This is a genomic window from Streptomyces blastmyceticus (assembly GCF_039521185.1).
In the GTDB taxonomy this organism is placed as follows: domain Bacteria; phylum Actinomycetota; class Actinomycetes; order Streptomycetales; family Streptomycetaceae; genus Streptomyces; species Streptomyces blastmyceticus.
The window spans coordinates 499704-515048 of the sequence record NZ_BAAABW010000026.1; the positions used below are offsets into that span (position 1 = coordinate 499704).

13 protein-coding genes and 1 pseudogene are annotated in these 15345 nt (G+C 71.4%); 2 read left to right on the forward strand and 12 right to left on the reverse strand.

The features are described from left to right. Nucleotides 1–2 precede the first annotated feature (2 nt). The 11 genes from ABD269_RS24610 to ABD269_RS24660 form a co-directional block, all read right to left on the reverse strand. Nucleotides 3–1259 (reverse strand): serine hydrolase domain-containing protein, encoded by a 1257-nt coding sequence (locus ABD269_RS24610; RefSeq protein ID WP_344121103.1) that lies wholly within the window; start codon nucleotides 1257–1259, stop codon nucleotides 3–5. Between the two features lie 313 nt (nucleotides 1260–1572). Then, on the reverse strand, nucleotides 1573–2979 hold the full coding sequence (locus ABD269_RS24615; protein ID WP_301891157.1) for an MFS transporter: 1407 nt from the start codon (nucleotides 2977–2979) through the stop codon (nucleotides 1573–1575). Between the two features lie 85 nt (nucleotides 2980–3064). Then, nucleotides 3065–4291, reverse strand: a complete 1227-nt coding sequence (locus ABD269_RS24620) for a cytochrome P450 (RefSeq protein ID WP_344121106.1) — start codon at nucleotides 4289–4291, stop codon at nucleotides 3065–3067. Nucleotides 4292–4339: 48 nt separating this feature from the next. Then, nucleotides 4340–4528, reverse strand: a complete 189-nt coding sequence (locus ABD269_RS24625) for a rubredoxin (RefSeq protein WP_425315887.1) — start codon at nucleotides 4526–4528, stop codon at nucleotides 4340–4342. Further along, nucleotides 4525–5388 (reverse strand): alpha/beta fold hydrolase, encoded by an 864-nt coding sequence (locus ABD269_RS24630; protein WP_344121109.1) that lies wholly within the window; start codon nucleotides 5386–5388, stop codon nucleotides 4525–4527. Before ABD269_RS24630 ends, ABD269_RS24625 begins: the two co-directional genes overlap by 4 nt. After that, nucleotides 5385–6485 carry a fatty acid desaturase gene (locus tag ABD269_RS24635; RefSeq protein WP_344121111.1) on the reverse strand — a complete coding sequence of 367 codons (1101 nt, stop codon included), beginning with the start codon at nucleotides 6483–6485 and terminating at the stop codon, nucleotides 5385–5387. Before ABD269_RS24635 ends, ABD269_RS24630 begins: the two co-directional genes overlap by 4 nt. Nucleotides 6486–6499: 14 nt before the next feature. Beyond that, the gene (locus ABD269_RS24640) at nucleotides 6500–6799 is read right to left on the reverse strand and encodes an acyl carrier protein (protein WP_301891161.1); all 300 of its coding nucleotides are present in this window, start codon (nucleotides 6797–6799) and stop codon (nucleotides 6500–6502) included. Nucleotides 6800–6857: 58 nt separating this feature from the next. Continuing rightward, nucleotides 6858–7805 carry an acyl-CoA desaturase gene (locus ABD269_RS24645; protein ID WP_301891162.1) on the reverse strand — a complete coding sequence of 316 codons (948 nt, stop codon included), beginning with the start codon at nucleotides 7803–7805 and terminating at the stop codon, nucleotides 6858–6860. 90 nt (nucleotides 7806–7895) lie between these two features. Next, nucleotides 7896–8843 carry an acyl-CoA desaturase gene (locus ABD269_RS24650; protein ID WP_344121114.1) on the reverse strand — a complete coding sequence of 316 codons (948 nt, stop codon included), beginning with the start codon at nucleotides 8841–8843 and terminating at the stop codon, nucleotides 7896–7898. An 11-nt stretch (nucleotides 8844–8854) separates the two neighbouring features. Further along, entirely contained in the window at nucleotides 8855–10660 is a 1806-nt protein-coding gene (locus ABD269_RS24655; RefSeq protein WP_344121116.1) for a fatty acyl-AMP ligase, read from the reverse strand. A 133-nt stretch (nucleotides 10661–10793) separates the two neighbouring features. Further along, entirely contained in the window at nucleotides 10794–11591 is a 798-nt protein-coding gene (locus tag ABD269_RS24660) for a thioesterase family protein (protein ID WP_344121118.1), read from the reverse strand. Nucleotides 11592–12131: 540 nt separating this feature from the next. Here ABD269_RS24660 and ABD269_RS24665 point away from each other — a divergent pair. Next, nucleotides 12132–13130 (forward strand): beta-ketoacyl-ACP synthase III, encoded by a 999-nt coding sequence (locus tag ABD269_RS24665; RefSeq protein ID WP_425572986.1) that lies wholly within the window; start codon nucleotides 12132–12134, stop codon nucleotides 13128–13130. A gap of 215 nt (nucleotides 13131–13345) precedes the next feature. Next, the gene (locus ABD269_RS24670; RefSeq protein WP_344121122.1) at nucleotides 13346–14101 is read left to right on the forward strand and encodes a 2OG-Fe dioxygenase family protein; all 756 of its coding nucleotides are present in this window, start codon (nucleotides 13346–13348) and stop codon (nucleotides 14099–14101) included. Between the two features lie 103 nt (nucleotides 14102–14204). Here ABD269_RS24670 and ABD269_RS24675 read toward each other — a convergent pair. Beyond that, nucleotides 14205–15220: pseudogene (locus tag ABD269_RS24675) on the reverse strand (RNA-guided endonuclease InsQ/TnpB family protein). Between the last annotated feature and the right edge of the window lie 125 nt (nucleotides 15221–15345).

Genomic DNA, 15345 nt, shown 5'->3' on the forward strand with positions numbered 1-15345 from the left:
TTTTAGGGCGTTTTCGCCCACTTCTTCGCAGTCTCCGTAGTCGGCCGTGCGCACAGGGCGTTGTCGACGAGCTTCCGGGCGGCGGGGTTGAGGCGCGCCGAGTCGGGGCGGTCCCCCGAGCTGGTGATCGACACCGCGACGGACCGCTTGCCGTCCGGGGTCACGCCGGTGCGGGTGTACGAGCCGAAGCCGTCGCCCTCGTGGTGCCAGTAGCCGCTGCCGCAGGACAGCGGGACCCAGCGCAGCCCGAGCCCGTACCCTCCCTGCGGCCACTCGGCCAGGTCGTCGCTGTCATCGGTCCGGGCCACGGTCCGCTGCATCTCGGCCAGTTGGGCCTTGGGCAGGAGCTTGCCGGTGACGAGGCCGCGGAAGAAGGTGTTGAGATCGCCCGTGGTGCTGACGACCCCCGAGTCCGCGGTGTGCTGGAGGCTGTGCTCGGTGACGTCCAGCCGCGCACCGCCGGGCAGGTCGAAGTACACCCGGGCGTGCGGTCCGGCGAGGAACGGGTTGGCGCCCGCGACCGTGGTGTGCCGCAGGCCGAGCGGGGCGATGACGCGGTGTTCGACCTGCTCGCGCCAGGGCAGGCCGCCCGCCTTCTCGACGATCATGCCGGCGAGGAGGTAGTTGGTGTTGGAGTAAGCCCAGCGGGGGTGCTCGCGGTCCGGAGTGAACAGCGGCCGGTGGCGCATCGCCACGGCGACCCACTGCTCGGCGGGCGTGGCGTCGTAGCGGAACTTCTCGAAGTCCCCGGCGAGTGCGCGGGAGAGCTCCGGGTCGTCCACGTAGTCGAAGAGGCCGCTGGTCTGCTGGAGCAGGTCCCGGACCGTGATCCTCGATCCGTCGTTGCCGTTGCCCGACACGACTCCGGGCAGCCACTTGTCGACCGTGTCGTCCAGGGAGAGCTTCCCTTCGGCGGCCAGCTGGAGCGCGACGGTGGCGGTGAAGGTCTTCGTGGTGCTCGCCACGCGGAACTGCGCGTCCCACGGCACCTGCTCCCCCGTCGCCGACCTGGCGCGGACGGAGCCGTTCGCGGTGGCGACCTCGGCGAGGACGCTCACCTTTCCCCCGGCGGCCTGCACCGCGCGAACGTCCGCCTCCAGGGTGCCGCGGCCGTAGTGACCCCGGTCGCCCGCGGGCGAGCCGGTGGCGCCCACCTGCGGTGCCACCGCGATCCCGGCCGCGACGGCGGCGGCCACGGTCACCGCGGCACTCATCCGCCCGGCCTTCGACCAGCGGCTCTTTCGCCCGTACGCGCGCATTGTCCCGTCCCCTTGCCTGTCCGTGTCGGCGGCGAGGGCCCTTCCCTCCCCGCGCTCCACCAGCCAATCAGGGGAGGTACGGGCGGGCCAGGGACGTGGACCCCCGGCCGAGGTGGGGGAAACCCCCCTCTTTCGGCGGGGACGGAAAAGAGCCGGGCGGCCCGGCGCGGTGGGGTGCACCGCGCGCACGGGCCGCCCGGCCGGGCGTACGCCGTGCCGACGGCCGGTCAGGCCGCGGCCGCGCCACGGGGGCGCGTGAGCCCGGAGGGTTCGGGGGCTTTCGTGCCTCCGGGCTCCACCGGTACGTACGCCCTCACGCCGCCTGCTTCTGCCGCGCGCGGGGGATGAAGAGGCACACCACCGCCGCGGCCGCGGCCGACACGAGGACGAACTCCCAGCCGTGGTCGAAGGCGGTGACGGGGTCACCGCCGTGCGGCGCGGCGAGGAAGGCGACCAGCAGGGCGACGCCCAGCACCGAGCCGACCTGACGGGCCATCGTCACCACGGCCGAGCCGGTCGAGAAGCTCTGCGGGGGCAGGGCGGTGACCGCCGCGCCGACCAGCGTCGGCACGACCAGGCCGACCCCGACCCCCGTGAGCAGCATGCCGGGGAGCAGGCCCGCGGCGTAGTCGTGGCCGGTGTCGAGGCGGTAGATCCACCAGCCGATGCCCACCGCGAAGAGCACACAGCCGATCGTGGAGACCGCGGCCGAGCCGATCCGCCGGATCACCGGGCCGATGCCCATGGCGAAGCCGGGGACCATGAGCGGCCCGGGGGCGATGGCGAGGCCGGTCCGCAGCGGGGACCAGTGCCAGACCTGCTGGCACCAGAGCACGGCGGACAGCAGCATCGCGCCGAAGGCCACCGCGAAGAGGAGGTTGGCGAGCGTGGAGGGCCCGACGGCGGGCACCTTCAGCAGGTGCAGCGGCAGGATCGGCGAGGGGTGCCGGGAGGAGCCGTAGAGGAAGAGGGCCAGCAGGACGGCGCCCGCCGCCAGCGAGCCGATCGTACGGCCGGAGGTCCAGCCCCAGTCCTCGCTCTTGACCAGGCCGAGGGCGAGGACGGCGATGCCGAGGGTGAGGAGGGCCGCGCCCACGAGGTCGAGCCGGTCGGTGGTGGCCCGGGCGGGCGTACGGGGCAGCACCCGCACGCCGACGACCAGCGCGAAGACGCCGATGGGCAGGTTGACCAGGAAGACCCAGCGCCAGTCGAGCTGGGTGAGCAGACCGCCCGCGACGGGGCCGAGCGCCGCGGCCACCCCGCTGATGGCCGTCCAGCCGCGGACCGCGGCGACGCGCTTCTCGGGCGGGGCCGCGGCGAGCAGGATGCCCAGGGAGGCGGGGATCAGCATGGCCGCGCCCACGGCCTGGACGACCCGGGCCGCGACGAGGACCCACACCCCCGGCGCCACCGCGCAGGCCGCGGAGGCGACGGTGAAGACGGCGATGCCGAGCAGATACGCCTGGCGCGGGCTGGTGCGGTCCGCGAGGCTGCCCGCCGGGACGAGCAGCGCGGCGAAGACCACGGCGTAGGCGTTGAGGATCCACGACAGCGACGCCAGCGAGGACCCGGAGAACTGGTCGCCGATGTCGGGCAGGGCGACGTTCACGATGAACATGTCGAGGTTGGACATCGCAACCCCGGCTACTACGACGGCGAACACTGGACCGAAGCGGGGCTTCGTCGCACTGCCCGCCTGTCCGGCGGCAGTCTGAGTCATCGCTCTCCTCGCTAGTGCGTTGGCTTTTCCAACTCACTGGAGCATACAGCGTCACTCAGCGCTGCCGCAGTGTGACGTGGGCCGCTCACCCGCACTTCACGGGGAGTTGACCGAATCCGCGCTGAACGAGCTGGTCACGGAAGGTGGGTTCGCCCGCGAGAGCGAGGCCGGGGAGGCGGCGGAGCACGGTGGGCAGCGCGATCTCCGCCTGCATGCGGGCCAGGCCCGCGCCGAGGCAGTAGTGCGCGCCGCCGCTGAGCGTCAGCGCGTGGTTGCCCTGCCGGGCCGGGTCGAAGACGCCGGGGTCCGCGTACTGGCGCGGGTCGCGGTTGCCCGCGGCGATCAGCAGCGTCACCTTCGTGCCGGCGGTCACGGGCACCCCGAAGAAGTCGAAGTCCCTGGCGGCCATGCGGTTCAGGGCCTGCGCGGCGGGGTCGAAGCGCAGGGTCTCCTCGACGAACCCCGGGGCGAGCGAGGGGTCCTCGCGCAGCCGGCCGGCGTGCTCGGGGTGCTCCACGGCGAGGCGCAGCGCGTTGCCGATGAGGTCCATGGGTGCCTCGGTGCCGGCGACCAGGAGCAGCATGAAGTTGGCGACGAGCTCCTCCTCGCTGAGATCGCCGCTGCCGTCCCGCAGCCGGACCAGCTCGCTCACCAGGTCGGTGCCCGGCCGGGCGCGCCGCTCGGCGACCAGTTCGGTGAAATGGACGGCCAGTTCGTCCATCGCGGCATCGCCCGGCGCGAGCTGCTCCAGGTCCTGGATGGGCTCCAGCGCGGTGGTGATCGCGCCGATGGCGCCGCGGAAGCCCGGCTGCTCCTCCTCGGGTATGCCGAGCAGCTCGCCCATCACGGCCATGGGCACCCGGAAGGCGAACTCCGCCATGAAGTCGACCGGGGAGCCGTCCGCGCCCAGTGCCGCGAGGCGGTCGACCAGCGCGGTGATGCGTTCCGTGACGACGGGCCGCAGGTCGGCGATGCGGCGGGGGGTGAAGGCGACGCCGAAGAAGCGGCGGTAGCGGTCGTGGTCGGGGTTGTCGCTGAAGAGCATGTTCTTGGTGAGCCAGCGCCAGGAGGAGTGGTCCCGCCAGCCGGGCATCATCGCGTCCTGCACGGCGGCGTCGGTGGAGAGCAGGGCGGGCTCGCGCAGGGCCCGGGCGCATTCGGCGTGGCCGGTGACGAGGAGCTGGCCGGGGCCCAGCGGAATGAGCGGGCCGTACGCGCGGAGGGCTTCGTAGAGGGGGTAGGGGTCGCGCTTCCCCTGGGGGGAGAGCAGGGTCATCATGGCGGTGCGTGGGTCCGTGGCGGTGGTGGTCATGGCTCTCCATAAGTTGTCGGGCGGCCCGAGTGCCGAAAAGCAGAGGCGTCAGAGCGGGGTCATCACGAAGTCGTCCTTCGTCGTGCCGCAGTCGGGGCACTTCCAGTCCGCCGGGATGTCCTCCCAGCGTGTCCCGGGGGCGATGCCCTCCTCGGGCAGGCCGAGGGATTCGTAGTAGACCCAGCCGCAGACGAGGCACATCCACGCCCTGCCGCCGGATTCCGTTTCCTCGCTCACCGGATGGTCTCTCCCGTCCTCGTTCCGTGTTCGGCGACGAACGCGGAGACGGCGCTCTTGGCCTCCGGGGACATCAGGATGCCCATGTGGCCGCGTCCGGGCGCCTTTTCGAGCCGTACGCCGGGCAGTCCGGCGGCGATCGCCTCGGCCTCGCAGAAGGGGACGACCGGGTCGTCGGGGTCGTGGAGGGCGAGGACGGGGCAGTCGAGACCCCGGCCGAGGCCCACGACGTCCCAGTGGCCGACGGGCACCCCGTTGCGGCGGTGCAGCTCGGCGTACACGCGGTCGACGACGGCGCGCGACAGCCGCAGCTCGTCCCTGGCCCACCCCTCCAGCACCGCCGTGAGCGTGCAGGTGGGGGCGACGAGGGCGAGGCAGTCGACGCTCCGCCGTGGCCGCGCGGCCACGGCGCCGACCGCGGCGATCGACCCCAGCGAGTGCGCGAGCACCACGCGCGCGCCGCCGAGCGAGTCCAGGACGGCGCCCACGGCGGTCGTGTACTGCGTCATCGTCGCACGCGTGCCCTCGTGCACCCCGTGGGCCGGGGCGTCGAACGCGGCGACGCGGTAGCCGAGTTGGCTCAGCGGTGCGATCAGGGAGTACATACTGCTGCTGTCGGCTCCCCAGCCGTGGACGAGCAGCGCGGCCGGCCCGTCGTCGTCACCCCACAGATAGCCCCCGCGCACATCGGGGTTCCCCTCGACGGCGAACCTCCGCGCGCCCAGCGGCAGGACGTTGTCGGGCCGGCCGCCCAGCGCGCGGGTCCGGCTGAACACATCGGTCGCCCAGCGCCCGCCGACACCCGGCAGCACGGCACCGACCGCGGCGTGGGCGGCCCTCCTCAGCGCGAGCGGTGTCATGACGGCGTCCTCACCGCCGGCGCGGCGTCCGCGGGCGCGGTCTTCGTGCGGGAGAAGTCGGTGTAGAAGCCGGACTCCGTGTCGTAGAAGTGCAGCCGCCGGATGATCCGCGCCAGTTGGCCCGCCCTTACCCGCTCCTCGCGGACCATGCCGGGGTACGCGTCCTTCAGCGCCGCCTGGGCCTTGCGGAGGTTGTAGTACGGGACGACGGGGGCCACGTGGTGGGCGGTGTGGATGGAGATGTTGTGGGTGAGGAAGAGCAGCCACTTCGGATACACGTAGTCGGTCGTCACCAGCAGCCGGCTGGCGTTGCGCGTCCAGTGCTCGTTGGTCAGGTAGGGCACGTCGTCCGCGCTGTGGTGCATCAGCGTCGTCGCGCTGAACCACGCGTGGGTGGCGAGCCACGGTGCGATGAAGTAGAGGAAGAAGCCCTCCACCCCCGTGAAGTAGACGAGCGGGGTGAAGTACAGGACGCACACGGCCAGGACGAAGACGATCGACCGGCGGACGTCGCGGCGCGCCTCCCGCTTGGGGAAGAAGGAGGGCCGGAAGCCCGACTCCCGCCAGTAGTTGATGGTGCCGCCCCAGAAAGCCCAGGTGCGCGTCCCGTGGTAGATCACCTTCTCGCGGAGCGGCATCCGGTCGTACAGCGCCGCCGGGACCGGCCGCCAGTCCGTGTCCAGCTCCAGGTTGTTGGTGTGGCTGTGGTGCAGGTTGTGTACGTGCCGCCAGGCGTGGAAGGGGTAGATCAGGGGCAGCAGGGACACATGGCCGACGGCGAAGTTGAACCTGCGCGACCGGGAGAAGGAGCCGTGCCCGCAGTCGTGGGCGATGCAGTGCAGCCCCCAGCCGCCGAGGCCCGCCACCACCCACAGCGGGATGTACAGCAGCCAGTGCGGCGCGTAGGCGACGCCCACGATCGCCCCGATGTACAGCACCCAGCTGACGGCGAAGCCGAGCAGGCCGCGGGCGACCCGGGGTTCGAAGTAGTCCCTCGGGATCGCCGACGCGAGCCGCTCGCCCTCGAGTTGCTCCGACTTGCGGAGGAAGTCCCGGAAGGGTTCACCGGGGTCCGAGGGGAAGTTGTATGCGGCCATCGTCCCGTGTCCCCTCAGCCCGTCCGGTCGGACAGCCTGAGCTCCCGCGCCAGGTGGCCGCTCAGGTCGTCGATGGTCTGGTGCTCGTAGAGCAGCCCCGGGGAGAGCCGCCGCTCGACGACCTTCTCCAGCGCGCCCGACACCTGGACGGCGACCCGGGAGTCGAGCCCGTACGCCTCGAACGACTTGGCCGTGTCGATGTCCGCGGGCGGCACCTCGATCCGCCGGGCCAGGTGGTCGATCAGCCACTGCCGGAGGGACTCCTCCGTCAGCGGGCCGGATATCTGCTGTGCGTCCTTCTTGCGTCCGAACATGTTCCGAGGCTCCTGCCGGTGTGCGGATGGGATGGCGCGGATGGGGGTGGAACGGTGGTCATGCGGCGGCCTTCACGGCCCGCTTCCTGGCGATGGCCGCCGCGTCCGGTTCCCGCAGGTCCCAGACGACGCCGGCCTTGCCCAGGCCGAAGAGCAGCCAGCCGCTGAGGTCGGGCTCCCACCAGGTGACACCGTGGCGGTAGGAGCCGGGGAACGCGTGGTGGTTGTTCTGGAGCCCCTCGCCGAAGGTGAACGCGGCGACGGGCCAGTTGTTGGCGCTGCGGTCGGTGTTGTCGAAGGGGCGGCTGCCGATGGCGTGGCAGACCGAACCGACGCACCAGGCGGCCTGGTTGGCGACGAAGATCCGCGCCAGCCCGCCGAACACCAGGCCCGTCAGGGCCGCCGTCGGCGTCCGCTCGACGGCGAGGTCGAGCACCGCCGGGAGCAGCACTCCGGCGATCACCCAGGTGGGATAGGTGCGGTGGTACCACATCAGCCGGCGGTCACGCAGGACGTCCGGGGCGAACACCGTCCACTTGGAGGTCTCGTCGCTCAGCATCCACGGCATGTGCGCGTACCACAGGCCGCGCAGCCTGGCCCGCAGGCTGCGGCCGTGCAGGTTGGGCGAGTGCGGGTCGCCCTCGCGGTCGCTGAACCGGTGGTGCCTGCGGTGCGTGGTGACCCAGAACATCAGCGGGCCCTGGGCGCCCATGGAGCCGGTGACCATCATGACGCCCTCGAAGAAGGGCGAGGTCCTGAACGCCTTGTGGGAGAGATAGCGGTGGAATCCGATGGTGATTCCGCCCATGTGGACGAAATACATCACGCAGAACAGGACCAGGTCCGTGGTCGTGAAGTTCCCGGTCCACAGGAACCAGGCCGCGGCGACGGTGCCGAGGAGGGGCAGGGTCATCGTGGTCAGGGCGGAGAAGCGTTTGATCCGGCGGCTGGCGGGGTCCAGCTTGACGATTGCCGCCGCGAGGGGATCGGCTGTGGTTGCGGACACGAGGGCCGCTCCTTTCGGCTGGGGTTGCGGTGCGGTCTGCGGGGCCGTGTCCAGCGGGGGCCTTGTCCCTGTCCGGGATGGCGCGCCGGCCTAGTCCGGCCGTGTGCGCTTCGGGTAGCGGACGTCGGAGACCAGGCCCAGGAGGTCCAGCAGCCGGATGAATCCCCCCGCGATGTCGATCTGCCAGAACGTGTGCCGGTTGTGCGCCAGCGCCGGCTGCGCGTGATGGTTGTTGTGCCAGGAGCCCCCGACCGACAGCGGTGCGAGGGAGGCGACGTTGCGGCTGTTGTCCCGCGTGCGGTGCGGTCTGCTCCCCAGCGTGTGACCGATCGAGTTGACGCTCCACGTCACATGGTCGAGGAGGAAGATCCGGGCCAGTCCGCCCCAGAGCAGGCCGCCGAGCGCTCCCCGGCCGCTGCCCCCGGTGAGCGCCCAGCCCAGCAGGGCGGGCAGGGCGAGGCCGAGCAGGACCCAGCCGAAGTAGTACGCGTCGATCCGCATCACCAGCCGGTTGCGCAGCAGGTCCGGGACGTGCTTGCTCCAGTTCTGCCGGCGGATGGTGAACAGCCAGCCGACGTGGCCGTGCCAGAGCCCGCGCGCCCGGCCGAAGCGGCGGCCGTCCTCGACCGGCCGGGGCGAGTGCGGGTCGCCGTCGCGGTCGGTGAAGGCGTGGTGCTGCCGGTGCGTCGCGACCCAGAACACGATCGGGCCCTGGGCCGCCATGGACCCGGCGATGCCCCAGAACGCGGTGACACCGGGCCTGGCCGCGAAGGACAGGTGCGAGAAGAAGCGGTGGAATCCGCCCTCCACGCCCAGCGAGGTCAGCAGATACATGCCGACGAGCAGCCCGAGGTCGACGGCGGTGAAACCGTAGACCGCGGAGAACAGCACCGCGCCGGCGAATCCGAGGGTGGGCAGTCCCACGGTGACGTAGGCCAGCCGGCGGGCGGAGGCATCGGTGTCGGGAGCGGCGGCGGACATTCCGGCCGATGGCGTACGGGGCGAGGCGCCGGCGGAGGTCTCGGGCACTGAGGTCATGGGGACTCCCGTCACCGCACGGACAGCGGCATGTCGTCCGCGGCCGGGGTCAGCTTCTTCAGCGTTCCTTGGACATAAGCCGTGCGGGTGGCGTCCCGGCGGACCTTTCCGCTGGTCGTCATCGGAATCGCGCCGACGGGGCCGAAGTGCACATCGGCGGGTCCCACGCCGTGGTCGGTGGTCACCGCGGCGACCACCGCGTCCCGCACCTCGTCGAATTCGGCGGCCAATTGCCGTGCGGTGCCCCGGAATTCCGTGACCACCACCAGCTCCTCGCCGGACTTTCCCGGTACGGAGAAGGCGGCCGCGCCGCGGAGCCTGTCATGGGCGCGCCGCACGGAATGCTCGATGTCCTGCGGATAGAGATTGCGGCCCGCGATGACGACGAGGTCCTTGAGGCGCCCGGTGATGCAGAGCTCCCCCTCGTGCAGGAAGCCGAGGTCGCCGGTGCGCAGATAGGTCCGTTCATTTCCCGAACCCGCCAGGCGCGCGGCGAAGGTCCCGGCGGTGAGTTCCGGCTTGCCCAGATAGCCGGTGGCGACGTTCGGGCCGTGCACCCAGACCTCGCCGATCCCGCCCGGCTCCACCGGGCGCCGTTCACCGGGGTCGACGATGACGACCTCGTGGTGCTCGGCGATCTCGCCGCAGCTGACGATCCGGGTGGCCCGGCCGTCCCCGGCCGCCGCGGCGTCCTCGGCGGGCAGGTGGCGGACGCGGCCGCGCTCCAGCTCCGCCTTGTCCAGCCATACGGTCCTGACGGCGCTGCCGGTGCGCTTGCCCGACACATAGAGCGTGGCCTCGGCCAGTCCGTAGCACGGGATGAGTGACGCCTCGTCGTATCCGCGTGGGCCGAACCGTTCGCGGAAGGCGTCCAGAGTGGCCCGCGATACGGGCTCGGATCCGCAGAAGACCTGGCGCAGGGTGCCGAGGTCGAGCGTCGCCAGTTCCTCGTCGGTGATGCCCGACGTGCAGATGTCGAAGGCGAAGTTCGGGCCGACCGAAATGGTCACCTTGTGGTCGGTGACCGCCTTGAGCCAGCGGTAGGGCTGCTGCACGAAATACGCCGGGGGCATCAGCACCAGGGGCCAGCCGCCGTGCACCGCGAGCATGATCGTGCCCATCAGGCCCATGTCGTGGTACGGCGGCAGCCAGGTGCAGCCGACACGGTCGGGCTCGTACCCCATGTTCGCTTCCAGGGCACGGCAGTTGCTCACGAGGTTGTCGTGGGTGAGCACGATCCCCTTGGGGTCGCCGGTCGAGCCGGAGGTGTACTGGAGCAGCGCCGGTTCGGCGATCCGTACGGGCGTCGCGCGGGGGTCCTCGGTCGCCGCGTCCGCCGCCTCGCGGAAGTAGTCGTCGTCGACGAACACCCACTGCGGCCGGGGTACGGACTCCGGGAGTTCCGCCTCGAACTGCGCCACCCGGTCCGCCAGCCGGGTGTCCGCGATGATCACGTCCGGGGTGCAGTCCGCGACGATGGAGACGAAGCGCGCCAGGGCGCGCCTGCCGGTCGGCGGGAAGGACGGCACGGCGGTGGCGCCGGACCGGAGGATCCCGAAGAGGGCGGCGATGTAGTGCAGGCCCGGGTCGAGGGCCAGGACGATGCGGCGCTGGTCGAGTTCGCGCCGCAGCAGGTCGGCGGCGACGCGGGCGGCGTGCTCGGCGAGGTCGTGGTACGTCCACTCCACCGCCTGGTCGCCGGTGCCGTCGGGCAGGAAGCGGAAGGCGAGCTGCCGGGGCAGGCCCGCGCGGTGTTCGAGTATCTCGGGCAAGGTCGTGGGCCAGGACGTACGCGCCCAGCCGGATATGTGATCCACAGCGCCCCCGTTGCTTGAGTCTCGTGACCGGGACCGTCATTGCGGCGATGCCGGTCCCTGGATTCCTGTGCTGTTGCTGCCGTGCACGGTGGATCTCCCGGTCGGTTCCCCGGTCGGTACTCCGGTCGGGGCGTCAGCCGGTGCGGATGATGCGGAGCTGGTGTGCCGAGCCCAGGTGGGCGCCGTCCCGGCCCCAGGCGTCGATCTCCTCGTCCACCCATCCGTCGGCGGTGGCCGCGCGGGTCCGGGCCCGCAGGAGGATCCACGGCGAGGCGGCCCGGCCGAGGTTCGCACCGGCCCGCACGGTGAGTTCGACGGTCGGCACCAGGGCCAGGGTGGACAGCACGGCGGCGTAGGACGGCGCCAGGGAGTCCATCAGCAGGATGAAGCGCAGGGCGTCCGGCGGCTCCTCGTCCTCCAGGAGCCTGATCCAGGCGGTGAGTTCGGGTTCGGTGCCGCCGGCGTAGGGCCGGTGCGGGCCGACCGGGCGGATTTCCAGGTAGGAGGAGATGGGCACGAACTCCGGTGGAATGGCGAAGATCTTGCATTCCTCGGGTGGCGGGGCGTCCGGTGCCGTGGGGGCGAACGCCGGCCATTCCGCGGTCCCCGGCGGCCCGAGGACCGCAGAGGCGTCGACGTGAATTCCCTTGGCCGTCACCGCCCGGGCGGTGAGCGCGGTGACGCTGCGCCCGGCCCGTACCGTCGAGGTCTCCAGCCGGAACTCGTCGCCGATGGGCCGGTGGAAACGCGCGGTGACGCTCCGCAGGGGAATTCCGGGCGCGTCGCCCTGCATCGCCGCGGCCATGAGCGCGACCGTGAGTCCGCCGTGGAATCCGCCGAAGCCGAACAGGTGTGTTCCGGCGTCGATCCACTCGCCCGCGGGCCGGCGGAGCAATGCCAGGGGCGACGGAGGTGAAGCGGTGTGCGTCATGAGTCCACCGTTCCCGTGGTCGTTTCGGGCACGACGGACTCTGTGCGATGGCGGAACTCGATCGTCGACAACAGGCCAGTCATGGCGATGAGTTGGATCACACGAGTGACCGTAGAAGGGGCCGATGTCGCCAAGCAAGCAATAATTTTTGTGACCCGCGTCACGGGCGCGCAAATCATGGAACCGGCGTGACGTTCAACACTCGACGGCCTTCGCCCGGTGGGTTGCGGAATCCAACCCGCCCGGAGATAGTCTCCCCCGGCGAGTGAGCTCACGATCGGCTCGGGGGGCCTGTACGGGCGGCACGGCGACCGCCGACGCGGTTCGCCCATCGGCCTGCGGAAGCCGCGTGCCGCAATGTCACCCCAGGCGGGAACGGTTGTCCCGCCTTTTCCGGAGCGGGAACGGAACTCCGGCCACGGGTACCGGCGATGGCCGGCGCCCGACGGGCCGGACCGTTCTTCCGCCGATATGCCGGTGTCCGACATTCCACTGCGGGGCGCGACAGCGGACCGGCATGAGGACCGACCGAAGGTGGGTATTGCCATGCTGATACGGCGAACTGCCGCACAGGACGTAGGAATTCTGGGGATCGGCGCCTATCGGCCGCACCGCGTCGTGGGCAATGACGAGGTCGCGGCGCGTACCGGCCGTACGGCCGAGTGGATAGAAAGGCGTACGGGCATCGTCGAGCGTCGGTACGCCGCCGCGGACGAGACCGTGGTCGACATGGCGGTGGAGGCGGCGCGGAAGGCGGCCGCGGACGCGGGGGTGGCGCCCGACGCGGTGGACGCGGTGGTCCTCGCCTCCATGTCGGGCATGCGGCAGACGCCCGGTGGCGCGGCGGAGATCGCCGACCGGCTGGGCACCCGGGCCGCGGCGTTCGACCTCAACGCGGCCTGCGCGGGTTTCTGTTACGCGCTGGCGCTGGCGGCCTCGTCGGTGCGCGACGGCTCGGCCCGGCATGTGCTGGTGATCGGCTCCGACAAGATGACGGACATCGTCGGCCCCGAGGACCCCTCGACGGCGATCCTGTTCGCCGACGGTGCCGGGGCGATGGTGGTCGGGCCGCGGGAGGAGGACGGGATGGGCCCGGTCGTCTGGGGCTCGGACGGAAGCCGCGGCGGCCTCATCGCGCACTCCGCCGACTGGCTGCGGTACCGCGACTCCCCCGGAACCGAGTGGCCCACGATGCGCATGGCCGGGCCCGAGGTGTTCCGCTGGGCCATGGAGGAGATGCCCGAGGTCGCCCGCCGGGCGCTGGACGCGGCGGGCGTGCGCCCGGCCGATCTCGGCGCCTTCGTCCCGCACCAGGCGAATCTGCGGATGATCGAGGCCGTGGCCGGGCGGCTGGAGCTGCCCGCGCACGTCGCCGTGGCCCGCGACGTGGTGAACGCGGGCAATACCTCCGCCGCCTCCATTCCCCTCGCCGTCGCCCGGCTGCGGGAATCGGGGACGGTGGGCAGGGGCGATCTGGCGCTGTTCCTCGGATTCGGGGCCGGACTCACGTGGGGGGCCCAGGTCGTACGGCTGCCGTGACCGGCCCACGCGGTGAATTGCCGGGTGAAATGGGCGCATGGACCGGGCGGTTCCGTATGCGTCCTTATCCCCCGCCGCCTGTTTGTCCCCGTCCGTCCCGCTGATGCGCGCATTCCGGCCGACGACCTCGCCGTGTCGCCTTACCGTCGAGAAGAGGCCCCCGCGCGGCGGGCCGCCTCGCCGACGAACCACACCGCACCAAAGGCAAGGACACCATGACGTCAGCCCCATCGCGCGTGCCGGGCCCGGCCGCCGCCCCGTCCGGACAGCCCCCCGTTCCGGAGCGGCCGCCCTTCGCGCACTTCGGCCCGGAGGTGCTCGCCGCCGCGCTGGAGGGACATCCCGCGGACTCCTTCGCGCAGTTCACTGCCTCCTGGGACGACCTGCCCGCCGATGCCCATCTCGGCACCGACCGGCCCTACCGCTTCCGCCGGTACGGTTCCTTCCGCATCCATGGCGACCGGCTGGAGCGGCTGCCGCACGCCGCGTTCTTCCAGGACCGCTCGGTGAACCGGGTGCACGGCGGGGTGGACCGGCTCTTCGCCCCGCTGGCCGACGCCGTGGCGACGGGCGCGGCGCTGCACGCGATCGTCCGCGCCCTCCACGAGCGCCTCCCGGGTCCCCGGGCCGGCATCGACACCTGTGGTGTCCACCAGATCCGCGTCACCGCCACCGTCCGGGCCGAGGGCCACCCCGCGCCCGAGGGCGTGCACCGGGACGGTCACGCCTACGTCGCCCAGGTGCTGATCCGCCGCCGGGACGTACGGGGCGCGGAGTCCTGTCTGTACGACCTCCAGGAGCGGCCCGTGCACCGGGCGCTGCTCACCGCGCCCTTGGAGACGATCGTGCTCGACGACCGCCGGGTGCTGCACGGCGTCTCCCCGGTGCGGCCCGCGCCCGGTGCCGGGTCCGGTGTCCGCGACATGCTGCTCGTCGACTTCTTCCCGGGGGCCGGAGCGGGATCGGAGTAGGAACGGGACAGGGGGCCTCAGGGAGATTCCTTCACTCCTAAGGGCTCGCAGAACTGGAATGAGCCTGTCGTTGGCTTCGTCCCCCTCCAAGGGAGGGGGATTCCTACGGCTCGCGCCGTGGGGTTTTCTGCTTCGTCGCCGACTGCCCGCCCGGAGTTCTCCGTTGAGGTCTTACACCGGCTCCACAGACTGTTACCGCCAGCCCGGCGGCCTTGAGATTGCGTGCCGCGTTCCCGTCCCGGTCGTGAGTCGTGCCGCAGTTGTCACACGTCCATTCACGGACGTGTAGGGGCATGGTCCCGGCGAGGGCGCCGCAGTGGGAGCACAGCTTGGAGGAGGGGAAGAAGCGGTCCACCGCGATCACTTCCCGCCCGTACCAGGCGGCCTTGTACTCCAGCATGCTCCGGAACTCGGCCCACGCGGCATCGCTGATGGCCCGGGCCAGGCTCCGGTTCTTGACCATGTTGCGGACGGTCAGGTCCTCGATCACGATCGTTTGGTTCTCACGAACGAGCCGAGTGGTCAGCTTGTGCAGGTGGTCCCGGCGCCGGTCACTGATCCGGGCGTGGATCCTGGCGACTTTCAACCGGGCTTTGCGACGGTTGGCTCCATCACCCCTGGCCTTCCTCGCCAGGACCCGCTGGGCCTTGGCAAGGCGGGCACGGTCGCGGCGCTCGTGCCGGGGGTTGGTGACCTTCTCCCCAGTGGCGGTTCCGCCATCTTGGCGAGGGTGATCCGGCCGTCGCGGAACGTGAACGCCGACCGAGTGTATTCCGCCGATGCCCGGGACTTCTTCCGAGACTTGAAACGCGGGTACCTGGCCCGCTTCGCAAAGAAGTTGCTGAACGCACCCTGCAAGTGACGGAGTGTCTGCTGGAGCGGGACAGAGGACACCTGGGATAGGTAGGCCAGTTCCTCGGTCTTCTTCCATACGGTCAGCATCGCCGACGTCTGGTTGTAGTTGACCCGCTCCTGCCGCGCCCACGCTTCCGTACGGGCCGCGAGCGCCATGTTGTAGACCTTCCGCACGCATCCGAACGTGCGCGACAGCTCGGCTGCCTGCGCATCGGTTGGATAGAAGCGGTACTTGAACGCCCGCTTCACATGGGCCGTGGCCATCCTCACAAACTAGTAGGGCAACGGGTGAACCTCAAATCTGCGGGTCAGAGCACTGAGATCCGCACTGACGGCGAATCACAGCCCGCTGCTCCGCAGGAGTTTCGCTTCCTCCCCGGCTGAAGCCG

Excerpts from the sequence above, each read along its gene's own strand:
- ABD269_RS24635 (WP_344121111.1), bottom strand. The coding sequence starts at position 6,485 with ATGGCCGCATACAACTTCCCCTCGGACCCCGGTGAACCCTTCCGGGAC.
- ABD269_RS24670 (WP_344121122.1), top strand. The coding sequence starts at position 13,346 with ATGACGTCAGCCCCATCGCGCGTGCCGGGCCCGGCCGCCGCCCCGTCC.
- ABD269_RS24650 (WP_344121114.1), bottom strand. The coding sequence starts at position 8,843 with ATGACCTCAGTGCCCGAGACCTCCGCCGGCGCCTCGCCCCGTACGCCA.
- ABD269_RS24630 (WP_344121109.1), bottom strand. The coding sequence starts at position 5,388 with ATGACACCGCTCGCGCTGAGGAGGGCCGCCCACGCCGCGGTCGGTGCC.
- ABD269_RS24640 (WP_301891161.1), bottom strand. The coding sequence starts at position 6,799 with ATGTTCGGACGCAAGAAGGACGCACAGCAGATATCCGGCCCGCTGACG.
- ABD269_RS24620 (WP_344121106.1), bottom strand. The coding sequence starts at position 4,291 with ATGACCACCACCGCCACGGACCCACGCACCGCCATGATGACCCTGCTC.
- ABD269_RS24660 (WP_344121118.1), bottom strand. The coding sequence starts at position 11,591 with ATGACGCACACCGCTTCACCTCCGTCGCCCCTGGCATTGCTCCGCCGG.
- ABD269_RS24615 (WP_301891157.1), bottom strand. The coding sequence starts at position 2,979 with ATGACTCAGACTGCCGCCGGACAGGCGGGCAGTGCGACGAAGCCCCGC.
- ABD269_RS24610 (WP_344121103.1), bottom strand. The coding sequence starts at position 1,259 with ATGCGCGCGTACGGGCGAAAGAGCCGCTGGTCGAAGGCCGGGCGGATG.